The sequence below is a fragment of the Streptomyces sp. HD genome, from assembly GCF_028369295.1.
Classification (GTDB): Bacteria; Actinomycetota; Actinomycetes; order Streptomycetales; family Streptomycetaceae; genus Streptomyces.
Genome location: NZ_JAQMYP010000002.1, coordinates 20,612 through 38,810, shown reverse-complemented (window position 1 = coordinate 38,810; position 18,199 = coordinate 20,612). Strand labels below are relative to the sequence as shown.

Here is an 18,199-nt window from a genome sequence, read left to right as displayed (position 1 = left end):
TTACTGGTTGTACGGACCGTAGTCGTAGTCCTCCAGCGGAACGGCCTGGCCGGAGCCCGTGCCGAACGGCGAGTAGTCGATGTCGTCGTAGCCGACGGCCGAGTACATCGCGGCCTTGGCCTCCTCGGTCGGCTCGACCCGGATGTTGCGGTAGCGGGACAGACCCGTACCGGCCGGGATGAGCTTACCGATGATGACGTTCTCCTTGAGGCCGATGAGCGAGTCGGACTTGGCGTTGATCGCCGCGTCCGTGAGGACTCGCGTCGTCTCCTGGAAGGACGCCGCCGACAGCCAGGACTCCGTGGCCAGCGAGGCCTTGGTGATACCCATGAGCTGCGGACGACCGGAGGCCGGGTGACCGCCCTCCTGGACCACACGACGGTTCTCGGTCTCGAACTTCGAGCGCTCGACCAGCTCACCGGGCAGCAGCTCGGCGTCGCCGGACTCGATGATCGTCACACGGCGCAGCATCTGCCGGATGATGATCTCGATGTGCTTGTCGTGGATCGACACACCCTGCGAGTTGTAGACCTTCTGGACCTCGCCGACCAGGTGGACCTGGACGGCACGCTGACCCAGGATGCGCAGCACGTCGTGCGGGTTGGTGGCACCCACGGTGAGCTTCTGGCCCACCTGGACGGCCTCGCCCTCGCTGACCAGGAGTCGGGCACGCTTCGAGATCGGGAACGCCGTCTCGTCGCTGCCGTCGTCCGGGGTGACGACGATCTTCTTGGTCTTCTCGGTCTCCTCGATCCGCACGCGGCCCTGGGCCTCGGAGATCGGGGCGACACCCTTCGGGGTACGGGCCTCGAAGAGCTCGACGACACGCGGCAGACCCTGGGTGATGTCGTCACCGGCCACACCACCGGTGTGGAAGGTACGCATCGTCAGCTGGGTACCGGGCTCACCGATGGACTGGGCGGCGATGATGCCGACCGCCTCACCGATGTCGACCAGCTTGCCGGTGGCGAGCGAACGGCCGTAGCACATGGCGCAGGTGCCGACGGCGGACTCGCAGGTCAGGACCGAGCGGGTCTTGACCGTCTCGATGCCGGCCGCGACCAGCTGGTCGATGAGGACGTCACCGAGGTCGACGCCCGCCGGGGCGAGCACCTTGCCGTCGACGACGATGTCCTCGGCGAGGCAGCGCGCGTACACGCTGGTCTCGGCGTTGTCCGCCTTGCGCAGGACGCCGTCGGCGCCGCGCTCGGCGATGGCCAGCTTGAGGCCGCGCTCGGTGCCGCAGTCCTCCTCGCGGATGATGACGTCCTGCGAGACGTCCACCAGACGACGGGTCAGGTAACCCGAGTCGGCGGTACGCAGGGCGGTGTCCGCCAGACCCTTACGGGCACCGTGCGTGGAGATGAAGTACTCCAGCACGGACAGGCCCTCACGGAAGGACGCCTTGATCGGACGCGGGATGGTCTCGTTCTTGGCGTTCGACACCAGACCACGCATACCGGCGATCTGCCGCATCTGCATCATGTTTCCTCGGGCACCCGAGTCAACCATCATGAAGATGGGGTTCGTCTTGGGGAAGTTCTCGTTCATCGCCTCGGCGACCTCGTTGGTCGCCTTGGTCCAGATCGCGATGAGCTCCTGAGTGCGCTCTTCCTTGGTGATCAGACCGCGCTCGTACTGCTTCTGGACCTTCTCGTCCTGCGCCTCGTAGCCCTTGACGATCTCCTTCTTCGCCTCGGGAACGACGACGTCGGAGATGGCCACGGTGACACCGGAACGGGTCGCCCAGTAGAAGCCCGCCGCCTTCAGGTTGTCGAGCGTCGCCGCCACGATGACCTTGGGGTAGCGCTCGGCCAGGTCGTTGACGATCTCGGAGAGCTGCTTCTTGCCCACCGAGTAGTCGACGAACGGGTAGTCCTCGGGCAGCAGCTCGTTGAAGAGCGCGCGGCCCAGGGTCGTCCGCAGGCGGAAGGTGTCACCCTGCTGCCACTCGGGCTCGCCCTCCTCCTGCGCCGGCGGGGTCCAGCCGCGCGGCGGGATGGTGCCCACCGGGAAGCGGATGTCGATCGGCGACTGGAGCGCGAGCTCACCGGCGTCGAACGCCATGATCGCCTCGGCCGTGGAGCCGAAGGACCGGCCCTCGCCCTTGGTGTCACGCAGCTCGCCGTCGGTGGTGAGGAAGAACAGACCGAGGACCATGTCCTGGGTCGGCATCGTCACCGGACGGCCGTCGGCGGGCTTGAGGATGTTGTTCGAGGACAGCATCAGGATGCGGGCCTCGGCCTGCGCCTCCGCGGACAGCGGCAGGTGCACGGCCATCTGGTCACCGTCGAAGTCCGCGTTGAACGCGGTGCAGACGAGCGGGTGGATCTGGATGGCCTTGCCCTCGACCAGCTGCGGCTCGAAGGCCTGGATGCCGAGGCGATGCAGGGTGGGAGCACGGTTCAGCAGCACCGGGTGCTCGGCGATGACCTCTTCGAGGACGTCGTACACGACCGTGCGGCCGCGCTCCACCATGCGCTTGGCGCTCTTGATGTTCTGCGCGTGGTTCAGGTCGACCAGGCGCTTCATCACGAACGGCTTGAAGAGCTCCAGCGCCATCGCCTTGGGCAGACCGCACTGGTGCAGCTTCAGCTGCGGACCGACGACGATCACGGAACGCGCGGAGTAGTCCACACGCTTACCGAGCAGGTTCTGACGGAATCGACCCTGCTTACCCTTCAGCATGTCGCTGAGGGACTTCAGCGGGCGGTTGCCCGGACCGGTGACCGGGCGACCACGACGACCGTTGTCGAAGAGGGCGTCAACAGCCTCCTGAAGCATGCGCTTCTCGTTGTTGACGATGATCTCCGGAGCACCCAGGTCGAGCAGGCGCTTCAGACGGTTGTTGCGGTTGATCACACGGCGGTACAGGTCGTTCAGGTCGGAGGTCGCGAAGCGGCCACCGTCCAGCTGCACCATCGGGCGAAGGTCCGGCGGGATGACCGGGACGCAGTCGAGGACCATGCCCTTGGGGCTGTTGGAGGTCTGCAGGAACGCAGACACGACCTTCAGCCGCTTCAGCGCACGGGTCTTCTTCTGGCCCTTGCCGGTGCGGATGATCTCGCGGAGCTTCTCGGCCTCCTCGTCGAGGTCGAAGGACTCCAGGCGCTTCTGCAGCGCCGCGGCACCCATCGAACCGTCGAAGTACGTGCCGAAGCGGTCACGCAGCTCGCGGTAGAGGAGCTCGTCGCCCTCCAGGTCCTGGACCTTGAGGTTCTTGAACCGGGTCCACACCTCGTCCAGGCGGTCGATCTCGCGCTGCGCACGGTCACGCAGCTGCTTCATCTCACGCTCGGCACCCTCGCGCACCTTGCGGCGCACGTCGGCCTTGGCGCCCTCGGCCTCCAGCTCGGCCAGGTCGGACTCAAGCTTCTTGGCGCGAGCCTCCAGGTCGGAGTCCCGGCGGTTCTCGATCTGCTGCCGCTCGACCGAGACATGCGCCTCCAGGGAGGGCAGGTCGCGGGTACGACGCTCCTCGTCGACGTACGTGATCATGTACGCCGCGAAGTAGATGACCTTCTCCAGGTCCTTCGGGGCGAGGTCGAGCAGGTAGCCCAGCCGCGACGGAACGCCCTTGAAGTACCAGATGTGCGTGACGGGAGCGGCCAGCTCAATGTGGCCCATCCGCTCACGGCGCACCTTGGCGCGCGTGACCTCGACGCCACAGCGCTCACAGATGATGCCCTTGAAGCGGACGCGCTTGTACTTGCCGCAGTAGCACTCCCAGTCCCGGGTCGGACCGAAGATCTTCTCGCAGAAGAGTCCGTCCTTTTCGGGCTTGAGGGTGCGGTAGTTGATGGTCTCGGGCTTCTTGACCTCGCCGTGGCTCCACTGACGGATGTCGTCAGCGGTGGCCAGACCGATCCGGAGCTCATCGAAGAAGTTGACGTCGAGCACTATGCGTCAATCCCTCTCAGGGTTGTAAGTCTTGGGGTCTGAAACGGGGGCCTGGGGGTCGGCGGGGCCCTGTGGGTGAGGGCCCCGCCGGACTCCCGTCAGACCTCTTCGACGCTGCTCGGCTCGCGCCGGGACAGGTCGATGCCGAGCTCCTCCGCAGCGCGGAAGACGTCCTCGTCGGTGTCACGCATCTCGATGGACATACCGTCGCTGGACAGCACCTCCACGTTCAGGCAGAGCGACTGCATCTCCTTGATGAGCACCTTGAAGGACTCGGGGATGCCGGGCTCGGGGATGTTCTCGCCCTTGACGATGGCCTCGTAGACCTTCACGCGGCCGGTGACGTCGTCGGACTTGATGGTCAGCAGCTCCTGGAGGGCGTACGCGGCGCCGTATGCCTCCAGCGCCCACACCTCCATCTCACCGAAGCGCTGGCCACCGAACTGGGCCTTACCACCCAGCGGCTGCTGGGTGATCATGCTGTACGGGCCGGTCGAACGCGCGTGCAGCTTGTCGTCGACCAGGTGGTGCAGCTTCAGGATGTACATGTAGCCGACCGAGATCGGGTCCGGGAACGGCTCACCGCTACGGCCGTCGAACAGCCGCGCCTTACCGGTCGGGAGCACCATGCGCTCGCCGTCGCGGTTCGGGATGGTGTGGTTGAGCAGACCCGCGAGCTCGTCCTCACGCGCACCGTCGAAGACGGGGGTCGCGACGTTCGTGCCCGGGTCGACCTGGTCGGCGCCGATCGCCTGGAGGCGCTGCGCCCACTCGTCCGCGAGCCCGGAGACGTCCCAGCCGCGGCTGGCGAGCCAGCCGAGGTGGATCTCCAGGACCTGTCCCGGGTTCATTCGGGACGGCACACCCAGCGGGTTGAGGATGATGTCGACCGGAGTTCCGTCTTCGAGGAACGGCATGTCCTCGATGGGAAGGATCTTCGAGATGACACCCTTGTTGCCGTGCCGGCCGGCGAGCTTGTCACCGTCGGTGATCTTGCGCTTCTGCGCGACGTAGACGCGGACCAGCTGGTTCACGCCCGGCGGCAGCTCGTCGCCCTCCTCGCGGTCGAAGACGCGGACGCCGATGACCTTGCCGGTCTCGCCGTGCGGCACCTTCAGTGAGGTGTCACGGACCTCACGGGCCTTCTCACCGAAGATCGCGCGCAGCAGGCGCTCCTCCGGCGTCAGCTCGGTCTCACCCTTGGGCGTGACCTTGCCGACCAGGATGTCACCGGCGATGACCTCGGCACCGATGCGGATGATGCCGCGCTCGTCGAGGTCGGCGAGGACCTCCTCGGAGACGTTCGGGATGTCCCGGGTGATCTCCTCGGGGCCGAGCTTGGTGTCACGGGCGTCGACCTCGTGCTCCTCGATGTGGATCGAGGAGAGGACGTCGTCCTGCACGAGGCGCTGCGACAGGATGATCGCGTCCTCGTAGTTGTGACCCTCCCACGGCATGAACGCCACGAGCAGGTTCTTGCCCAGCGCCATCTCGCCGTTCTGGGTGGCCGGACCGTCGGCGAGGACCTGGCCCTCGATGACGCGGTCGCCCTCAAGGACGATGACCTTCTGGTTGACCGAGGTGCCCTGGTTGGAACGGGCGAACTTGGCCAGGCGGTACGTGATGTACGTACCGTCGTCGTTGGCGGTGGTGATGTAGTCCGCGGAGACTTCCTGGACCACACCCGCCTTCTCGGCCTTGACCACGTCGCCGGCGTCGACGGCGGAGCGGTACTCCATGCCGGTGCCGACGAGCGGGGCCTCGGACTTAATCAGCGGCACTGCCTGACGCATCATGTTCGCGCCCATGAGGGCACGGTTGGCGTCGTCGTGCTCAAGGAACGGGATCATGGCGGTCGCGACCGACACCATCTGGCGCGGCGAGACGTCCATGTAGTCGACGTCCTCGCCACCGACGTAGTCGACCTCGCCGCCACGACGGCGGACCAGGACGCGGGCCTCGGCGAACCGCATGTCGTCGTTGAGCGTGGCGTTGGCCTGCGCGATGACGAAGCGGTCCTCCTCGTCGGCGGTCAGGTAGTCCACCTCGTCGGTGACCTGGCCGTCGACGACCTTGCGGTACGGCGTCTCGACGAAGCCGAACGCGTTGACCCGGCCGTAGGAGGCGAGCGAACCGATCAGACCGATGTTCGGGCCCTCAGGGGTCTCAATCGGGCACATACGGCCGTAGTGAGACGGGTGCACGTCACGGACCTCGAAGCCGGCCCGCTCACGGGACAGACCACCCGGGCCGAGCGCGGACAGACGACGCTTGTGCGTCAGCCCGGACAGCGGGTTGTTCTGGTCCATGAACTGCGACAGCTGGCTGGTGCCGAAGAACTCCTTGATGGAGGCGACGACCGGCCGGATGTTGATCAGGGTCTGCGGCGTGATCGCCTCGACGTCCTGAGTCGTCATGCGCTCGCGGACGACACGCTCCATACGCGCCAGACCCGTACGGACCTGGTTCTGGATGAGCTCGCCGACGCTGCGCAGACGACGGTTGCCGAAGTGGTCGATGTCGTCGGTCTCGACAACGATCGTCTGACCGCTGTCGGCGACCGTCTCGGCCTCGCCCGCGTGCAGCTTCACCAGGTACTTGATCGTCGAGATGACGTCCTCGACGGTCAGGATGCCCGCGTCGAGCGGAGCGTCCGCACCCAGCTTCTTGTTGACCTTGTAGCGGCCGACCTTGGCGAGGTCGTAACGCTTCGGGTTGAAGTACAGGTTCTCAAGCAGCGTCTGCGCGGCCTCACGCGTGGGGGGCTCGCCCGGACGCAGCTTGCGGTAGATGTCGAGCAGCGCGTCGTCCTGGCCCTGGGTGTGGTCCTTCTCCAGGGTGGCGCGCATCGACTCGTACTCGCCGAACTCCTCCAGGATCTGCTCGGTGGTCCAGCCGAGCGCCTTGAGCAGGACGGTGACGGACTGCTTGCGCTTGCGGTCGATACGGACACCGACCATGTCGCGCTTGTCGATCTCCATCTCCAGCCAGGCACCCCGAGACGGGATGATCTTGGCCGAGAAGATGTCCTTGTCGGACGTCTTGTCGATGGAGGAGTCGAAGTAGACACCGGGCGAACGGACGAGCTGCGACACCACGACACGCTCGGTGCCGTTGATGACGAAGGTGCCCTTGTTCGTCATGAGCGGGAAGTCGCCCATGAAGACCGTCTGGGACTTGATCTCGCCGGTCTCGTTGTTGGTGAACTCAGCCGTCACGAAGAGCGGGGCGGCGTACGTGAAGTCGCGCTCCTTGCACTCGTCGATGCTGTTCTTCGGCGGCTCGAAACGGTGGTCGCGGAACGTCAGCGACATCGACCCGGAGAAGTCCTCGATCGGGGAGATCTCCTCGAAGATCTCCTCCAGACCGGACTTGGTGGGCACGTCCTGACCGGACTCCAGAGCCTCCTCGACCCGACTCTGCCAGGCGGTGTTCCCGAGCAGCCAGTCAAAGCTCTCGGTCTGCAGCGCGAGCAGGTTGGGAACCTCAAGAGGCTCCTTGATCTTTGCAAAGGAGATGCGCAGCGGGGCGGTGCTGGCGCCGTTGTTCATATTCGCGGTCGAGGCGTTGCGCGAGGCGGCCAAGAGGGGGTCCTTCCGAGGGCTCGGACTCACTACGCGCGTACCGGCCCCTCACCGGGGCACGTAGACAGGGGTTTCCCTCTCCAACCAAAGAAGGCCAGGTCAGGGATGGTCCGGTCATCGGTGCTCAAGCGAGGGCATGCCCCTGGTGACGGGCAGGGGACAGCTAACAGGCAGCGCAAAGGGTCAGTGTAGCCACTTGGCACACTGATGTCCAGTGCGGGTTTTTCGCGACCCTCGTTGTTCTCAACGCCCTCGGCATGCTTGCCCTCAATGCACGTTGATACTGCCCTCTTCGTCGCCGATCCATGCCTCGGATTCGGATCCTTGTGGCGACGCGTCCTGAGAATTGCGCGCTGCGTGCGGTTCGTCAAGGCCCCCATGCCCGAACCCAGGACGGCCCGGAGACACGACGAAGATCACCATACCCCCCGCCGTAGCGGGCGCAAGGCAACCGTGGCCGCGCCCCCAGGAACGCCGAAGAGCGACCACCCGAATGGATGATCGCTCTTCGGTGCGACTGCGTTACAGCCCTGGACGGCTGCTTTCAGCAAGCGCGGCGGTCGTACCCGACCGCGATGGCCGTACCCGGCCGGGAGGTCTTACTTGACCTCGACGGAGGCGCCGGCGCCCTTGAGGGACTCGGCGGCCTTCTCGGCGGCGTCCTTGGCGACCTTCTCGAGAACGGGCTTCGGGGCGCCGTCCACGAGGTCCTTGGCCTCCTTCAGGCCCAGGGAGGTCAGCTCACGCACGACCTTGATGACCTGGATCTTCTTGTCGCCGGCACCGGTGAGGATGACGTCGAACTCGTCCTTCTCCTCGACGGCCTCGGCGGCGGCGCCACCAGCGGCACCACCGGCGACGACGACCGGCGCGGCAGCGGCGGCGGTGACGTCGAACTTCTCCTCGAACGCCTTCACGAACTCGGAGAGCTGGATCAGGGTCATGTTCTCGAACTCGGCGAGCAGTTCGTCCTGGGTGAGAGCCACGATGGCTTTCCTTCCACTAAATTCGGCTGGTGCCGGATGTACATGTCTGGCGGGCGTACGTTCGGCCCGCTACGACCACCGCGTCAGGCGGCGGTCATTGTGCGAGCCGAGTTACTCGGCACCGCCCTGCTCGTCCTGCTTGGCGCGCAGCGCGTCCACGGTGCGGACGAGCTTCGACGGCAGCGCCTGGAAGACGGAGGCAGCCTGGGACTGCTTCGCCTTGAAGGCACCGGCCAGCTTGGAGAGCAGAACCTCGCGGGACTCAAGGTCCGCAAGCTTCTTGATCTCGTCGGCGCTGAGCGCCTTACCGTCAAGGACACCGCCCTTGATGACGAGATTCGGGTTGTCCTTGGCGAAGTCACGGAGACCCTTCGCCGACTCCACCGGGTCACCGGTGACGAAGGCGACAGCCGTCGGACCGTTGAACAGGTCGTCCAGCGTGTTGATCCCGGCCTCGTTGGCCGCAATCTTGGTCAGCGTGTTCTTCACCACGGCGTACTGGGCGTTCTCACCGAGCGAACGACGCAGCGTCTTGAGCTGCGCCACGGTGAGACCGCGGTACTCGGTAAGCACGGCAGCGTTGGAGTTGCGGAACTGCTCCGTCAACTCGGCCACTGCGGCAGCCTTGTCGGGCCTCGCCATGAGCCTCGGCCTCCTTCCGGGTGATTCTGACCGCGCGGACCCGAAGGAGGACTGGGGAAAACGAAACGCCCCGGCGCAGGCGCACGGGGCGGACTCGACCGGTTGAACGCGCTGGACGCACGCACTCCGGGAGTTCTTCCACTGTCACCTGCGCGGGTCGCCCGCATTTCAGCGGATCCTTCGGCCACCGCACCCTCTCGCGAGCGCACGGCAACGACCAGCGGTCTTTGGCTTCTGTAGGAGAGTACGGGACTCGAACGCCGTCAGGCAAATCGGCCCGTACGACCCTCAGCTCCCGTTCTTCTTCAGCGGCTTGCGCAGGTCGGCCGTGTCGTCGGCGCGTGGTGCCGGGACGGTCACCGGCCTGTCGTGGTCGAGGAACGTGAAGGTGAGGTCGAGGGGCCCCTGGTGGCCGAAGCCCCGGGTGCGGAGCCGCTTGATCCGGTCGCCGCCGTCGACCCACACATCCAGGGTGAGCTCGTCCACGCCCAGCTTCTCGTACTGGTCGAGGCTGCGCTCGCGTCCCGCTCGGGCGGCCTTGTCCTCGACCTCCTTGAGCGAGGCTCGGAGCTCGTCGACGGCGGCCGTCCCCGTGTAGTGCGCGGTGTCGGCTCCGGCGACCTTCTCGGCGCCGACCCGCCGCACGTCCTGCGCGCCGGCCAGGAAGGCGGCTTCCCGGGCCGGGTTGCGGCCGACCTGGTCACGCATGGCACCGACGTCCATGCGCAGGCCGCCGTGGGTGGTGAACTCGGCGGCGGGGCCGTAGCTGATCCAGTGCCTGCCGCCCATCTCCTCGACCATGTCGTCGGTGGCGCTGCCGTACAGCACCCCGCCGACCAGACGCAGCTCGGTCTCGCCCCGCTCCTCGCCACTCAGGTTGGCCGTCCTGAGTCGGGCCTCCACCGGCTTCGTACGGACGGTCCCCTCGTCCGCTATCCGCCCGCGCGCAGGGAACCGGCCGGTGACCCGGTAGTGCAGGGACGTGGCACCCTCGGTCCTCTCCACGGCCCGTGCGACGGCGTCGGCGGCCGGTGACTCCGCGGACTGCTCCGCGTCGGCGCCGGTCCCGCAGCCCGCGAGCAACAAGGCGGCGGCTGCGGGCAGGACGGCACGTACGGCAAGCTTCATCGATTCCCGGCCCTCAGTGTCCGCCGGAGTCGTTCAGCAGGTCCTTGAGGTCCGCGGTGTCCCCCGCCGGAGGTCTCTGGACCGCGGTCTTCACTCCGTAGTCGCTGTAGAACGCGGTCTGGGTGAGCGGTCCCGTGGCCGTCCGCCCCTTCTCCACCTTCTTGACCAGCAGGTTCCGGTCGTCGACCCATATGTCGACGGTTTGGGAAGTGACGCCTTCGCCGTGCACCGTGCCGGAGTAGTGCGAGGCGCGCCCGCCGCTGACCGTCTCCTCGCCGACCTTCCGTACGTCCTTGGAGGACAGCAGCAACTTCACCGACGTGTGCGGCGCGGTGCCGCGCATCTGGTCCGCGAGGTCGGCTCCGGAGCTGCCGCCGAGCTGTTCCAGGTCGTCGTAGGCGTACTTGATCCAGTGCTTGCCGTCGGCCTTCTCGGCGAACGCCTCGCCCATGCGCGCGTAATAGGCCTCGGGGAGGTAGCGGGCCTCCATCGACGTGGTGCCGAGGCGGCGCATCGTGTCGGCCGTCGTGCCGCCGGTGTAGGTGATCTTCAGGGCGCCGGTGAGGCCCTTGTGCCAGGCGAGGGTGCCGTCGGCCTTCATGGAGAGCGCCGAGCCCATGCTGGTCGTGGACCTGACCCTGGTTGATCGCGCCTGGTCGGTGGAGCGTTCGACGGTGCGCAGGGCGGCGGTGACGGCGTGGGAGGGCGTGGTGCCGGCCTTCTCGTCGGAGCGGCCGGAGGATGTGCAGGCGGCCAGAGCCGTCAGCGCGGTCAGCAGCGCGATCCAGAACGCCGACCGGCGCGCCCTCGTGCTCGTCATTCGTCCCCCCTGTGCGAACCCCGTGAATGAAAGTTAACCCAGGGCACTGACAAACGGACGAAGACGACGGAGGAGACAAGGGACGGGCCCCGCACCCGGGAAGGGTGCGGGGCCCGTCGTAGAGCCTGGTGAGCCGTTGGCTCAGACCGCGGCCGGGTCCTCCTCGACGAGGAGGTTGCGGGTGCGGTTCGGGTCGACCGGGATGCCGGGGCCCATCGTGGTGGTGATGGCGGCCTTCTTGATGTAGCGACCCTTGGCGGCGGACGGCTTCAGACGGAGGATCTCCTCCAGCGCGGCGCCGTAGTTCTCCACCAGCTTGGTGTCGTCGAAGGACACCTTGCCGATGATGAAGTGCAGGTTCGAGTGCTTGTCGACGCGGAACTCGATCTTGCCGCCCTTGATCTCGGTGACGGCCTTGGCGACGTCCGGGGTGACGGTGCCGGTCTTCGGGTTCGGCATCAGACCACGCGGACCGAGCACGCGGCCGAGGCGGCCGACCTTGCCCATGAGGTCCGGGGTGGCGACGACGGCGTCGAAGTCCAGGCGGCCCTTCGAGACCTCGTCGATCAGCTCGTCGGCGCCGACGATGTCGGCGCCCGCGGCACGCGCGGCCTCGGCACGGTCGCCGGTCGCGAAGACCAGGACCCGGGCGGTCTTACCGGTGCCGTGCGGAAGGTTCACGGTGCCACGGACCATCTGGTCGGCCTTACGCGGGTCGACACCCAGACGGAAGGCGACCTCGACGGTGCCGTCGAACTTGGTCGTGGACGTCTCCTTGGCGAGACGGACGGCCTCAAGCGGGGCGTACTGCTTGTCCCGGTCGATCTTGGCGTCCGCAGCGCGGAGAGTCTTGCTGCGCTTGCTCACTACTGCTCCTGTGTGTTCTTAGGAGTCGTGGTCCGGGCCGAGCAGGGCCCTTCCACGTATCTGCTTGTCGTACGGGGGTTGAGGTCAGCCCTCGACCGTGATGCCCATGGAGCGGGCGGTGCCGGCGATGATCTTCGCGGCGGCGTCCAGGTCGTTGGCGTTGAGGTCGGGCATCTTCGTGGTGGCGATCTCGCGGACCTGCGCCTCGGTGATCTTGGCGACCTTGGTCTTGTGCGGCTCGCCAGAGCCCTTCTCGACACCCGCGGCCTTGAGGATCATCTTGGCGGCCGGCGGCGTCTTGGTGATGAAAGTGAAGGAACGGTCCTCGTAGACCGTGATCTCCACCGGGATGACCCAACCGCGCTGCGACTCGGTCGCGGCGTTGTAGGCCTTGCAGAACTCCATGATGTTGACGCCGTGCTGGCCCAACGCGGGGCCGACCGGCGGAGCCGGGTTGGCGGCACCGGCCTGGATCTGGAGCTTGATGAGCCCCGTGACCTTCTTCTTCTTGGGAGGCATGCTCTCTCCGGGTCCTTAGTGAGAGGTGTTCCGCCACCATCCGTACCGCTTGCCACCTGGAACGGTGAACTTCCGGATCATCCGGATGGAGGCATACCGCACAACGATAACGGGTAACGCGTCAGGACCAAAACCGGCAGCTCAGGCACCCGGTCGTGCACACCCCGGTCCCGAGCCCTGAACCCGGGCCCCGGACCCTCGCGCCCGCACCCCGGACCCCTGGGTCCCGGCCGCCGCGCGACGGCCGGGACCCAGAGCCGGAGGGGCGGTCAGCAGCGCTTGGCGGTCGTGGCCTGTCCCGGCACCGGGTCCCCGGGTGCGCGCAGCGTACCGAGGGCCGAGGTGCACTCGTCGGCCGTGTCGGCGGGCAGGGACCAGAACTCCTGGCTGTTGGTGGCGTTCCACCAGTCCTGGCCCACGATCTCGTCACGGGCGTAGCTGTAGACGCCGGTGCTGACGTCGTAGTCCTTGACCTTGTCGCGGAAGCTCTGCCAGACCCAGACGTAGCCGTAGTTCGCCTTGCACTTGGGCGAGTAGAACTGCTTCACCGAGGCGACGTGCGCGCCGGCCCGGTTGATGTAGGCAGTGGCGCCGATCTGGTAGGCGTCGGAGCAGACGCCGGCAGCCTGCGCCTTGGCGCTGAGCGGGTTGCCGGCCTCGGACGGGGCGGCCGAACGGGCAGTCAGGTTCTGCTTGCCGGGCGACGGGGCCGGACCGGTCCCGGCGACCGCGGAGGTCGTGGGCAGCAGCACGCAGGCGGACGCCGCCGCCGCGACCAGGATGGATCGAGCACGCATGAGGAAGTTCCCCCACTTCTTGGTGTGTGACTCGGAAGACGCCGAAGGCCGACGCGGACAGCGAGCAGCCCAGGGCAAACCGCCACAAAGAGCTGGGAAACACCATGAAGAACGCTGTCCACGCGTTTCGGTCATCAAGTCAGACCAGCGGTGACACCGGATGGTTGTGGTGCAACACACATTTATTGGGAACGTGGTCGTCGCGCGTGCTGGCGTATACGACGAAAGGGCCTCCCACCGGCGGAAAACCGTCGGCGGAAGGCCCTTCGTGAAGAGCTGCGGTGCTGCTTAGTTCTTCTGGATCTGGTCGAAGGAGAGCTCGACCGGCGTCTCGCGGCCGAAGATCTCCACCAGGCCCTTGACCTTCTTCGAGTCGGCGTTGATCTCGTTGATCGTGGCCTGCAGCGTGGCGAACGGACCGTCGGTGACGGTGACCGAGTCGCCGACCTCGAAGTCCAGCACCTGGACCTCGACCTTGCGCTGCGGGGCGGGCTTGCCCTCGGCCTCGGCGGCCTCGCGGGCGGCCTTCTCCTCGGCCTCCGGGGCGAGCATCTTGACGATCTCGTCCAGGGTCAGCGGGTACGGGTCGTAGGCGTTGCCCACGAAGCCGGTGACGCCGGGGGTGTTGCGAACGACGCCCCAGGACTCGTTGGTCAGGTCCATACGGACGAGGACGTAGCCCGGCAGCTTGTTCTGCTTGATCGTCTTGCGGTCGCCGTTCTTGATCTGGACGACCTCTTCCTGCGGCACCTCGGCCTGGAAGATGTAGTCCTCGACGTTCAGCGAAACGGCGCGCTGCTCCAGGTTGGTCTTCACGCGGTTCTCGTAACCGGCGTAGGTGTGGATGACGTACCACTCGCCGGGCAGCGTGCGAAGCTCCTCGCGCAGGGCGACGACGGGGTCGACGGGCTCGGCCTCCTCCTCGGGGGCCTCCTCCGCGTCCTCGGCGTCCTCCACGTGCAGTGCGGCCTCCTCGGCCGGCTCGCCCGCCTCGGCGTCGGCAGCCTCGACCTCGTCCAGGTCCTCGTCCGCGCCCTCGACGATGTCGAGCTCGTCTTCCACGGACTCATCCGGCTCGACGGTGTCGTTCAGGTTCTGGTCAGACACGGTGGCTGCTTCTTCCTGGATACATAGGGGTGGAACATGCGAAAGGGGCGCCGGTAACCACGGCGCCCTTCGCTCTTGGCTCAGCCGAAGACGTACTTGGCAGCGTGGTCGAGCCCATAGTCAATCACGGTCACCAGGCCAATCATGATGACCACGAAGATGATCACCACGGTGGTGTACGTCGTCAGCTGATTGCGCGTCGGCCAGACGACCTTGCGGAGCTCCGCGACGATCTGGCGGTAGAAGAGCGCGAGTCGCTTCAGCGGGCCCTTCTTGGCACGCTTGCCGCCCTTGCGAGTCTTCTTGCTGGACTCCGGCGCCTCATCCTGGGCATCAGGCATGTCGATGGAGCCCACGGCGTCCGTCACTCGTCCTCACCTGATTCCGGGTCGTGGCCGTGCCGCGCCCGGTCTGAGCCGCACGGCGATGCAATGCTGTACGTACATGCGCACACATCCTGGCGAAGGTGTGTGTAGCAGGGCCGGAGGGACTTGAACCCCCAACCGCCGGTTTTGGAGACCGGTGCTCTACCAATTGAGCTACGACCCTTTGGTTCGTCCCCCAACGTACCGCATCCAACCGGGTGCACGGTGTGCACCGTCCGGCTGCGGGCCGCTGAAGGCCAACGAGGTGAGAGTGTACGTGGTCCGGAGCGCCAGGTCGAACAGAAAGTGGCCGATGGGGGCTTGGGGAACGGAAGATCGCCTGGAGATCGCCGGGGCGACGACGCAAGATCGCCCTGGCCGTGCGGTGGATCCGGACGGTTGTTCAACCGATGTTCAGTCTGTGAAACCCGCATGCCGTCCGCGTTTCCTGTCTGAAACGATGGCCCCATGAGCGCTGCAACCCCTCCCACCGAGCGCCGGGTCTCCGCCCGAGTCGGCGCGATCTCCGAGTCCGCCACCCTCGCCGTGGACGCGAAGGCCAAGGCCCTCAAGGCCGCCGGGCGTCCGGTGATCGGCTTCGGCGCCGGTGAGCCCGACTTCCCGACTCCGGACTACATCGTCGAGGCCGCGATCGAGGCCTGCAAGAACCCCAAGTACCACCGCTACACCCCGGCCGGCGGTCTGCCCGAGCTGAAGGCCGCGATCGCCGCGAAGACGCTGCGCGACTCCGGCTACGAGCCCGACGTCTCGCAGATCCTCGTCACCAACGGCGGCAAGCAGGCCATCTACGAGGCCTTCGCCGCGATCCTCGACCCGGGCGACGAGGTCATCGTCCCGGCCCCGTACTGGACGACGTACCCGGAGTCGATCCGTCTCGCCGGCGGTGTCCCGGTCGAGGTGGTCGCCGACGAGACCACCGGTTACCGCGTCTCCGTGGAGCAGCTGGAGGCCGCCCGTACGGAGAAGACGAAGGTCGTCCTCTTCGTGTCGCCGTCCAACCCGACCGGCGCCGTCTACAGCGAGGCCGAGACCGAGGCGATCGGCCGCTGGGCCGTCGAGCACGGCCTGTGGGTGATGACGGACGAGATCTACGAGCACCTGGTCTACGGCGACGCGGTGTCCGTGTCGCTGCCCGCGCTCGTTCCCGAACTGCGCGACAAGTGCGTCGTGGTCAACGGTGTCGCCAAGACGTACGCCATGACGGGCTGGCGGGTCGGCTGGATCATCGGCCCGAAGGACGTGGTCAAGGCCGCGACCAACCTCCAGTCGCACGCCACGTCGAACGTCTCGAACGTGGCCCAGGTGGCCGCTCTCGCCGCCGTCTCCGGTGACCTGGACGCGGTCGCGAAGATGCGCGAGGCCTTCGACCGCCGCCGCAAGACGATCGTGCGGATGCTCAACGAGATCGACGGCGTGCTCTGCCCGGAGCCCGAGGGCGCCTTCTACGCGTACCCGTCGGTGAAGGCGCTGATCGGCAAGGAGATCCGCGGCAAGCGCCCGCAGGACACGGTCGAGCTGGCCGCGCTGATCCTGGAGGAGGCCGAGGTCGCGGTCGTCCCGGGTGAGGCGTTCGGCACACCGGGCTATCTGCGGCTGTCGTACGCGCTCGGTGACGAGGACCTCGTCGAGGGCGTGAGCCGGATCCAGAAGCTGCTGGCCGAGGCCAGGGACTGACCACCTCCTCACGTGAGGAGGTGGTGGCGGGCCGTTCCCCTTGGGGAGCGGCCCGCTGTCGTTTGCGCGTGCGAGCAAGACCACGTTCGGGGAAAGCGCTACCGGGACGGGCGGGGCGTACGGCAGGATCCTGGAATGGAGCGTGTACGTGATGTCTCTGAGCTGCCGAAGGCCCATCTGCACCTGCACTTCACCGGCTCGATGCGGCCGACGACCGTGCTGGAACTGGCCGACAAATACGGTGTGCGCCTGCCCGAGGCCCTGACCGACGCGCTGACCAGTGGGGAGCCCCCGAAGCTGCGGGCGACGGACGAGCGGGGCTGGTTCCGCTTTCAGCGCCTGTACGACGCGGCGCGCTCGTGCCTGCGGCAGCCGGAGGACATCCAGCGCCTGGTCAGGGAGGCCGCGGAGGAGGACATCAAGGACGGCTCGGGCTGGCTGGAGATCCAGGTCGACCCGACGTCGTACGCACCCCGGCTGGGCGGTCTGATCCCGGCGCTGGAGATCATCCTGGACGCGGTGGAGACGGCGTCGCGGGACACCGGCCTCGGGATGCGCGTCCTGGTCGCCGCGAACCGCATGAAGCACCCCCTGGACGCCCGCACACTGGCGCGGCTCGCGGTGCGCTACGCCGACCGCGGCATCGTCGGCTTCGGGTTGTCGAACGACGAACGCCGGGGCATGGCTCGGGACTTCGACCGGGCCTTCCACATCGCGCGCGAGGGCGGCTTGCTGTCGGCTCCGCACGGCGGTGAGCTGACCGGCCCGTCCTCGGTCCGTGACTGCCTGGACGACCTGCACGCGAACCGGCTCGGCCACGGGGTGCGGGCGGCCGAGGACCCGCGGCTGCTCCAGCACCTCGCCGACAGGGGCGTGACCTGCGAGGTGTGTCCCGCGTCGAACGTCGCCCTCGGCGTCTACGAGAAGCCGGAGGACGTCCCGCTGCGGACCCTGTACCAGGCCGGCGTCCCGATGGCCCTAGGCGCCGACGACCCCCTGCTCTTCGGCTCCCGTCTCGCCGCGCAGTACGACATCGCGCGCCACTGCCACGCCTTCACGGACGAGGAACTGGCGGAGCTGGCCCGGCAGTCGGTGCGGGGGTCGGCCGCACCGGAGGACGTGAAGGGCAAGCTGCTGGCGGGGGTGGACGACTGGCTCGCCTAGCCCGCGTCGGGCGGCAGCACGGCGAGGTCAGTCGGCGATGCCGGCGAGCAGAGTGCGGGCCAGCCGGGCGGCGAACCCGTCGACCGGCGGCCGTACGGCCTCCTTGGTCGCGTCGTAGGCGAACGCCCGCTGCGCGCAGGCCCCCATCAGCAGTGACGCCGCCGCGAACGTGTCCGCGTCCCTGCTGACCCGCCCCAGCTCCTGCTCGGCCCGCAGATACGTGTCGAGCTCCTGGATCGGCACATGCGGACCCGCCCCCATCTGCCGGACGGCGTCGTCGTGCCGCCGCTTGAGCTCGGTCTGCGCGTACAGCGACGCGGCGATCGGGAAGCTCTGCTCGTAGAACAGCGCGGCCTGGCGGGCGATCTCGGTGAGGTTCTCCTCCAGGGAGTGCCGGCCCGGCTCGGCGGCGAGGCTGCCGAGCAGCGGGCGGAGCGGGGGCAGCCGCTCGGTGAGCACTCGGATGAACAGCTCCTCCTTGCTGTCGAAGTGCTTGTACAGCGCCGCCTCGGAGCACCCGGCCGCCCGCGCGATCTCCTTGGTCGTGGCCCGCGCCAGCCCGACCGTGAGCATCAGGTCGTGCGCGGCGTCGAGGAGCCGGACCCGGGTCGGCTTGTTCTCCATG

14 protein-coding genes and 1 tRNA gene are annotated in these 18,199 nt (G+C 67.4%); 2 read left to right on the top strand and 13 right to left on the bottom strand.

The features are described 5' to 3' along the window. The 12 genes from POF73_RS02030 to POF73_RS01975 all read right to left on the bottom strand — a co-directional run bounded on the left by POF73_RS02030 (position 1) and on the right by POF73_RS01975 (position 14,899). Positions 1-3,900, bottom strand: a complete 3,900-nt coding sequence (locus POF73_RS02030; protein WP_272112617.1) for a DNA-directed RNA polymerase subunit beta' — start codon at positions 3,898-3,900, stop codon at positions 1-3. Between the two features lie 98 nt (positions 3,901-3,998). Continuing rightward, positions 3,999-7,484, bottom strand: a complete 3,486-nt coding sequence (gene rpoB / locus POF73_RS02025; protein ID WP_272112616.1) for a DNA-directed RNA polymerase subunit beta — start codon at positions 7,482-7,484, stop codon at positions 3,999-4,001. A gap of 599 nt (positions 7,485-8,083) precedes the next feature. Continuing rightward, entirely contained in the window at positions 8,084-8,473 is a 390-nt protein-coding gene (rplL, locus tag POF73_RS02020; protein WP_272112900.1) for a 50S ribosomal protein L7/L12, read from the bottom strand. Between the two features lie 108 nt (positions 8,474-8,581). After that, positions 8,582-9,112 carry a 50S ribosomal protein L10 gene (rplJ, locus tag POF73_RS02015; protein WP_272112615.1) on the bottom strand — a complete coding sequence of 177 codons (531 nt, stop codon included), beginning with the start codon at positions 9,110-9,112 and terminating at the stop codon, positions 8,582-8,584. A gap of 288 nt (positions 9,113-9,400) precedes the next feature. Further along, a complete protein-coding gene (locus tag POF73_RS02010) occupies positions 9,401-10,240 on the bottom strand; it encodes a hypothetical protein (protein WP_272112614.1) in 840 nt (279 codons plus the stop codon). 13 nt (positions 10,241-10,253) lie between these two features. Then, positions 10,254-11,060, bottom strand: coding sequence for a hypothetical protein (locus POF73_RS02005; RefSeq protein ID WP_272112613.1), 807 nt, complete (start codon positions 11,058-11,060; stop codon positions 10,254-10,256). A gap of 141 nt (positions 11,061-11,201) precedes the next feature. Then, positions 11,202-11,927 carry a 50S ribosomal protein L1 gene (rplA, locus tag POF73_RS02000; protein ID WP_272112612.1) on the bottom strand — a complete coding sequence of 242 codons (726 nt, stop codon included), beginning with the start codon at positions 11,925-11,927 and terminating at the stop codon, positions 11,202-11,204. A gap of 84 nt (positions 11,928-12,011) precedes the next feature. Continuing rightward, complete coding sequence (gene rplK, locus POF73_RS01995) at positions 12,012-12,446, bottom strand: 50S ribosomal protein L11 (RefSeq protein ID WP_028805116.1); 435 nt, start codon at positions 12,444-12,446, stop codon at positions 12,012-12,014. Positions 12,447-12,715: 269 nt separating this feature from the next. Next, entirely contained in the window at positions 12,716-13,243 is a 528-nt protein-coding gene (locus POF73_RS01990) for a hypothetical protein (RefSeq protein ID WP_272112611.1), read from the bottom strand. A gap of 288 nt (positions 13,244-13,531) precedes the next feature. Further along, complete coding sequence (gene nusG / locus POF73_RS01985; RefSeq protein ID WP_272112610.1) at positions 13,532-14,350, bottom strand: transcription termination/antitermination protein NusG; 819 nt, start codon at positions 14,348-14,350, stop codon at positions 13,532-13,534. An 80-nt stretch (positions 14,351-14,430) separates the two neighbouring features. Then, positions 14,431-14,718, bottom strand: coding sequence for a preprotein translocase subunit SecE (gene secE / locus POF73_RS01980; RefSeq protein ID WP_272112609.1), 288 nt, complete (start codon positions 14,716-14,718; stop codon positions 14,431-14,433). Between the two features lie 108 nt (positions 14,719-14,826). Then, positions 14,827-14,899, bottom strand: a tRNA-Trp gene (locus POF73_RS01975). Positions 14,900-15,183: 284 nt separating this feature from the next. On the opposite strand from POF73_RS01975, the gene POF73_RS01970 reads away from it, so the two are divergent. Next, on the top strand, positions 15,184-16,410 hold the full coding sequence (locus tag POF73_RS01970) for a pyridoxal phosphate-dependent aminotransferase (protein WP_272112608.1): 1,227 nt from the start codon (positions 15,184-15,186) through the stop codon (positions 16,408-16,410). A gap of 135 nt (positions 16,411-16,545) precedes the next feature. After that, positions 16,546-17,574, top strand: a complete 1,029-nt coding sequence (locus POF73_RS01965) for an adenosine deaminase (protein WP_272112607.1) — start codon at positions 16,546-16,548, stop codon at positions 17,572-17,574. 27 nt (positions 17,575-17,601) lie between these two features. Here POF73_RS01965 and POF73_RS01960 read toward each other — a convergent pair whose 3' ends face one another. After that, positions 17,602-18,198: a TetR/AcrR family transcriptional regulator gene (locus POF73_RS01960; protein WP_272112606.1), complete on the bottom strand. Its 597-nt coding sequence runs from the start codon at positions 18,196-18,198 to the stop codon at positions 17,602-17,604. Position 18,199 lies beyond the last annotated feature (1 nt).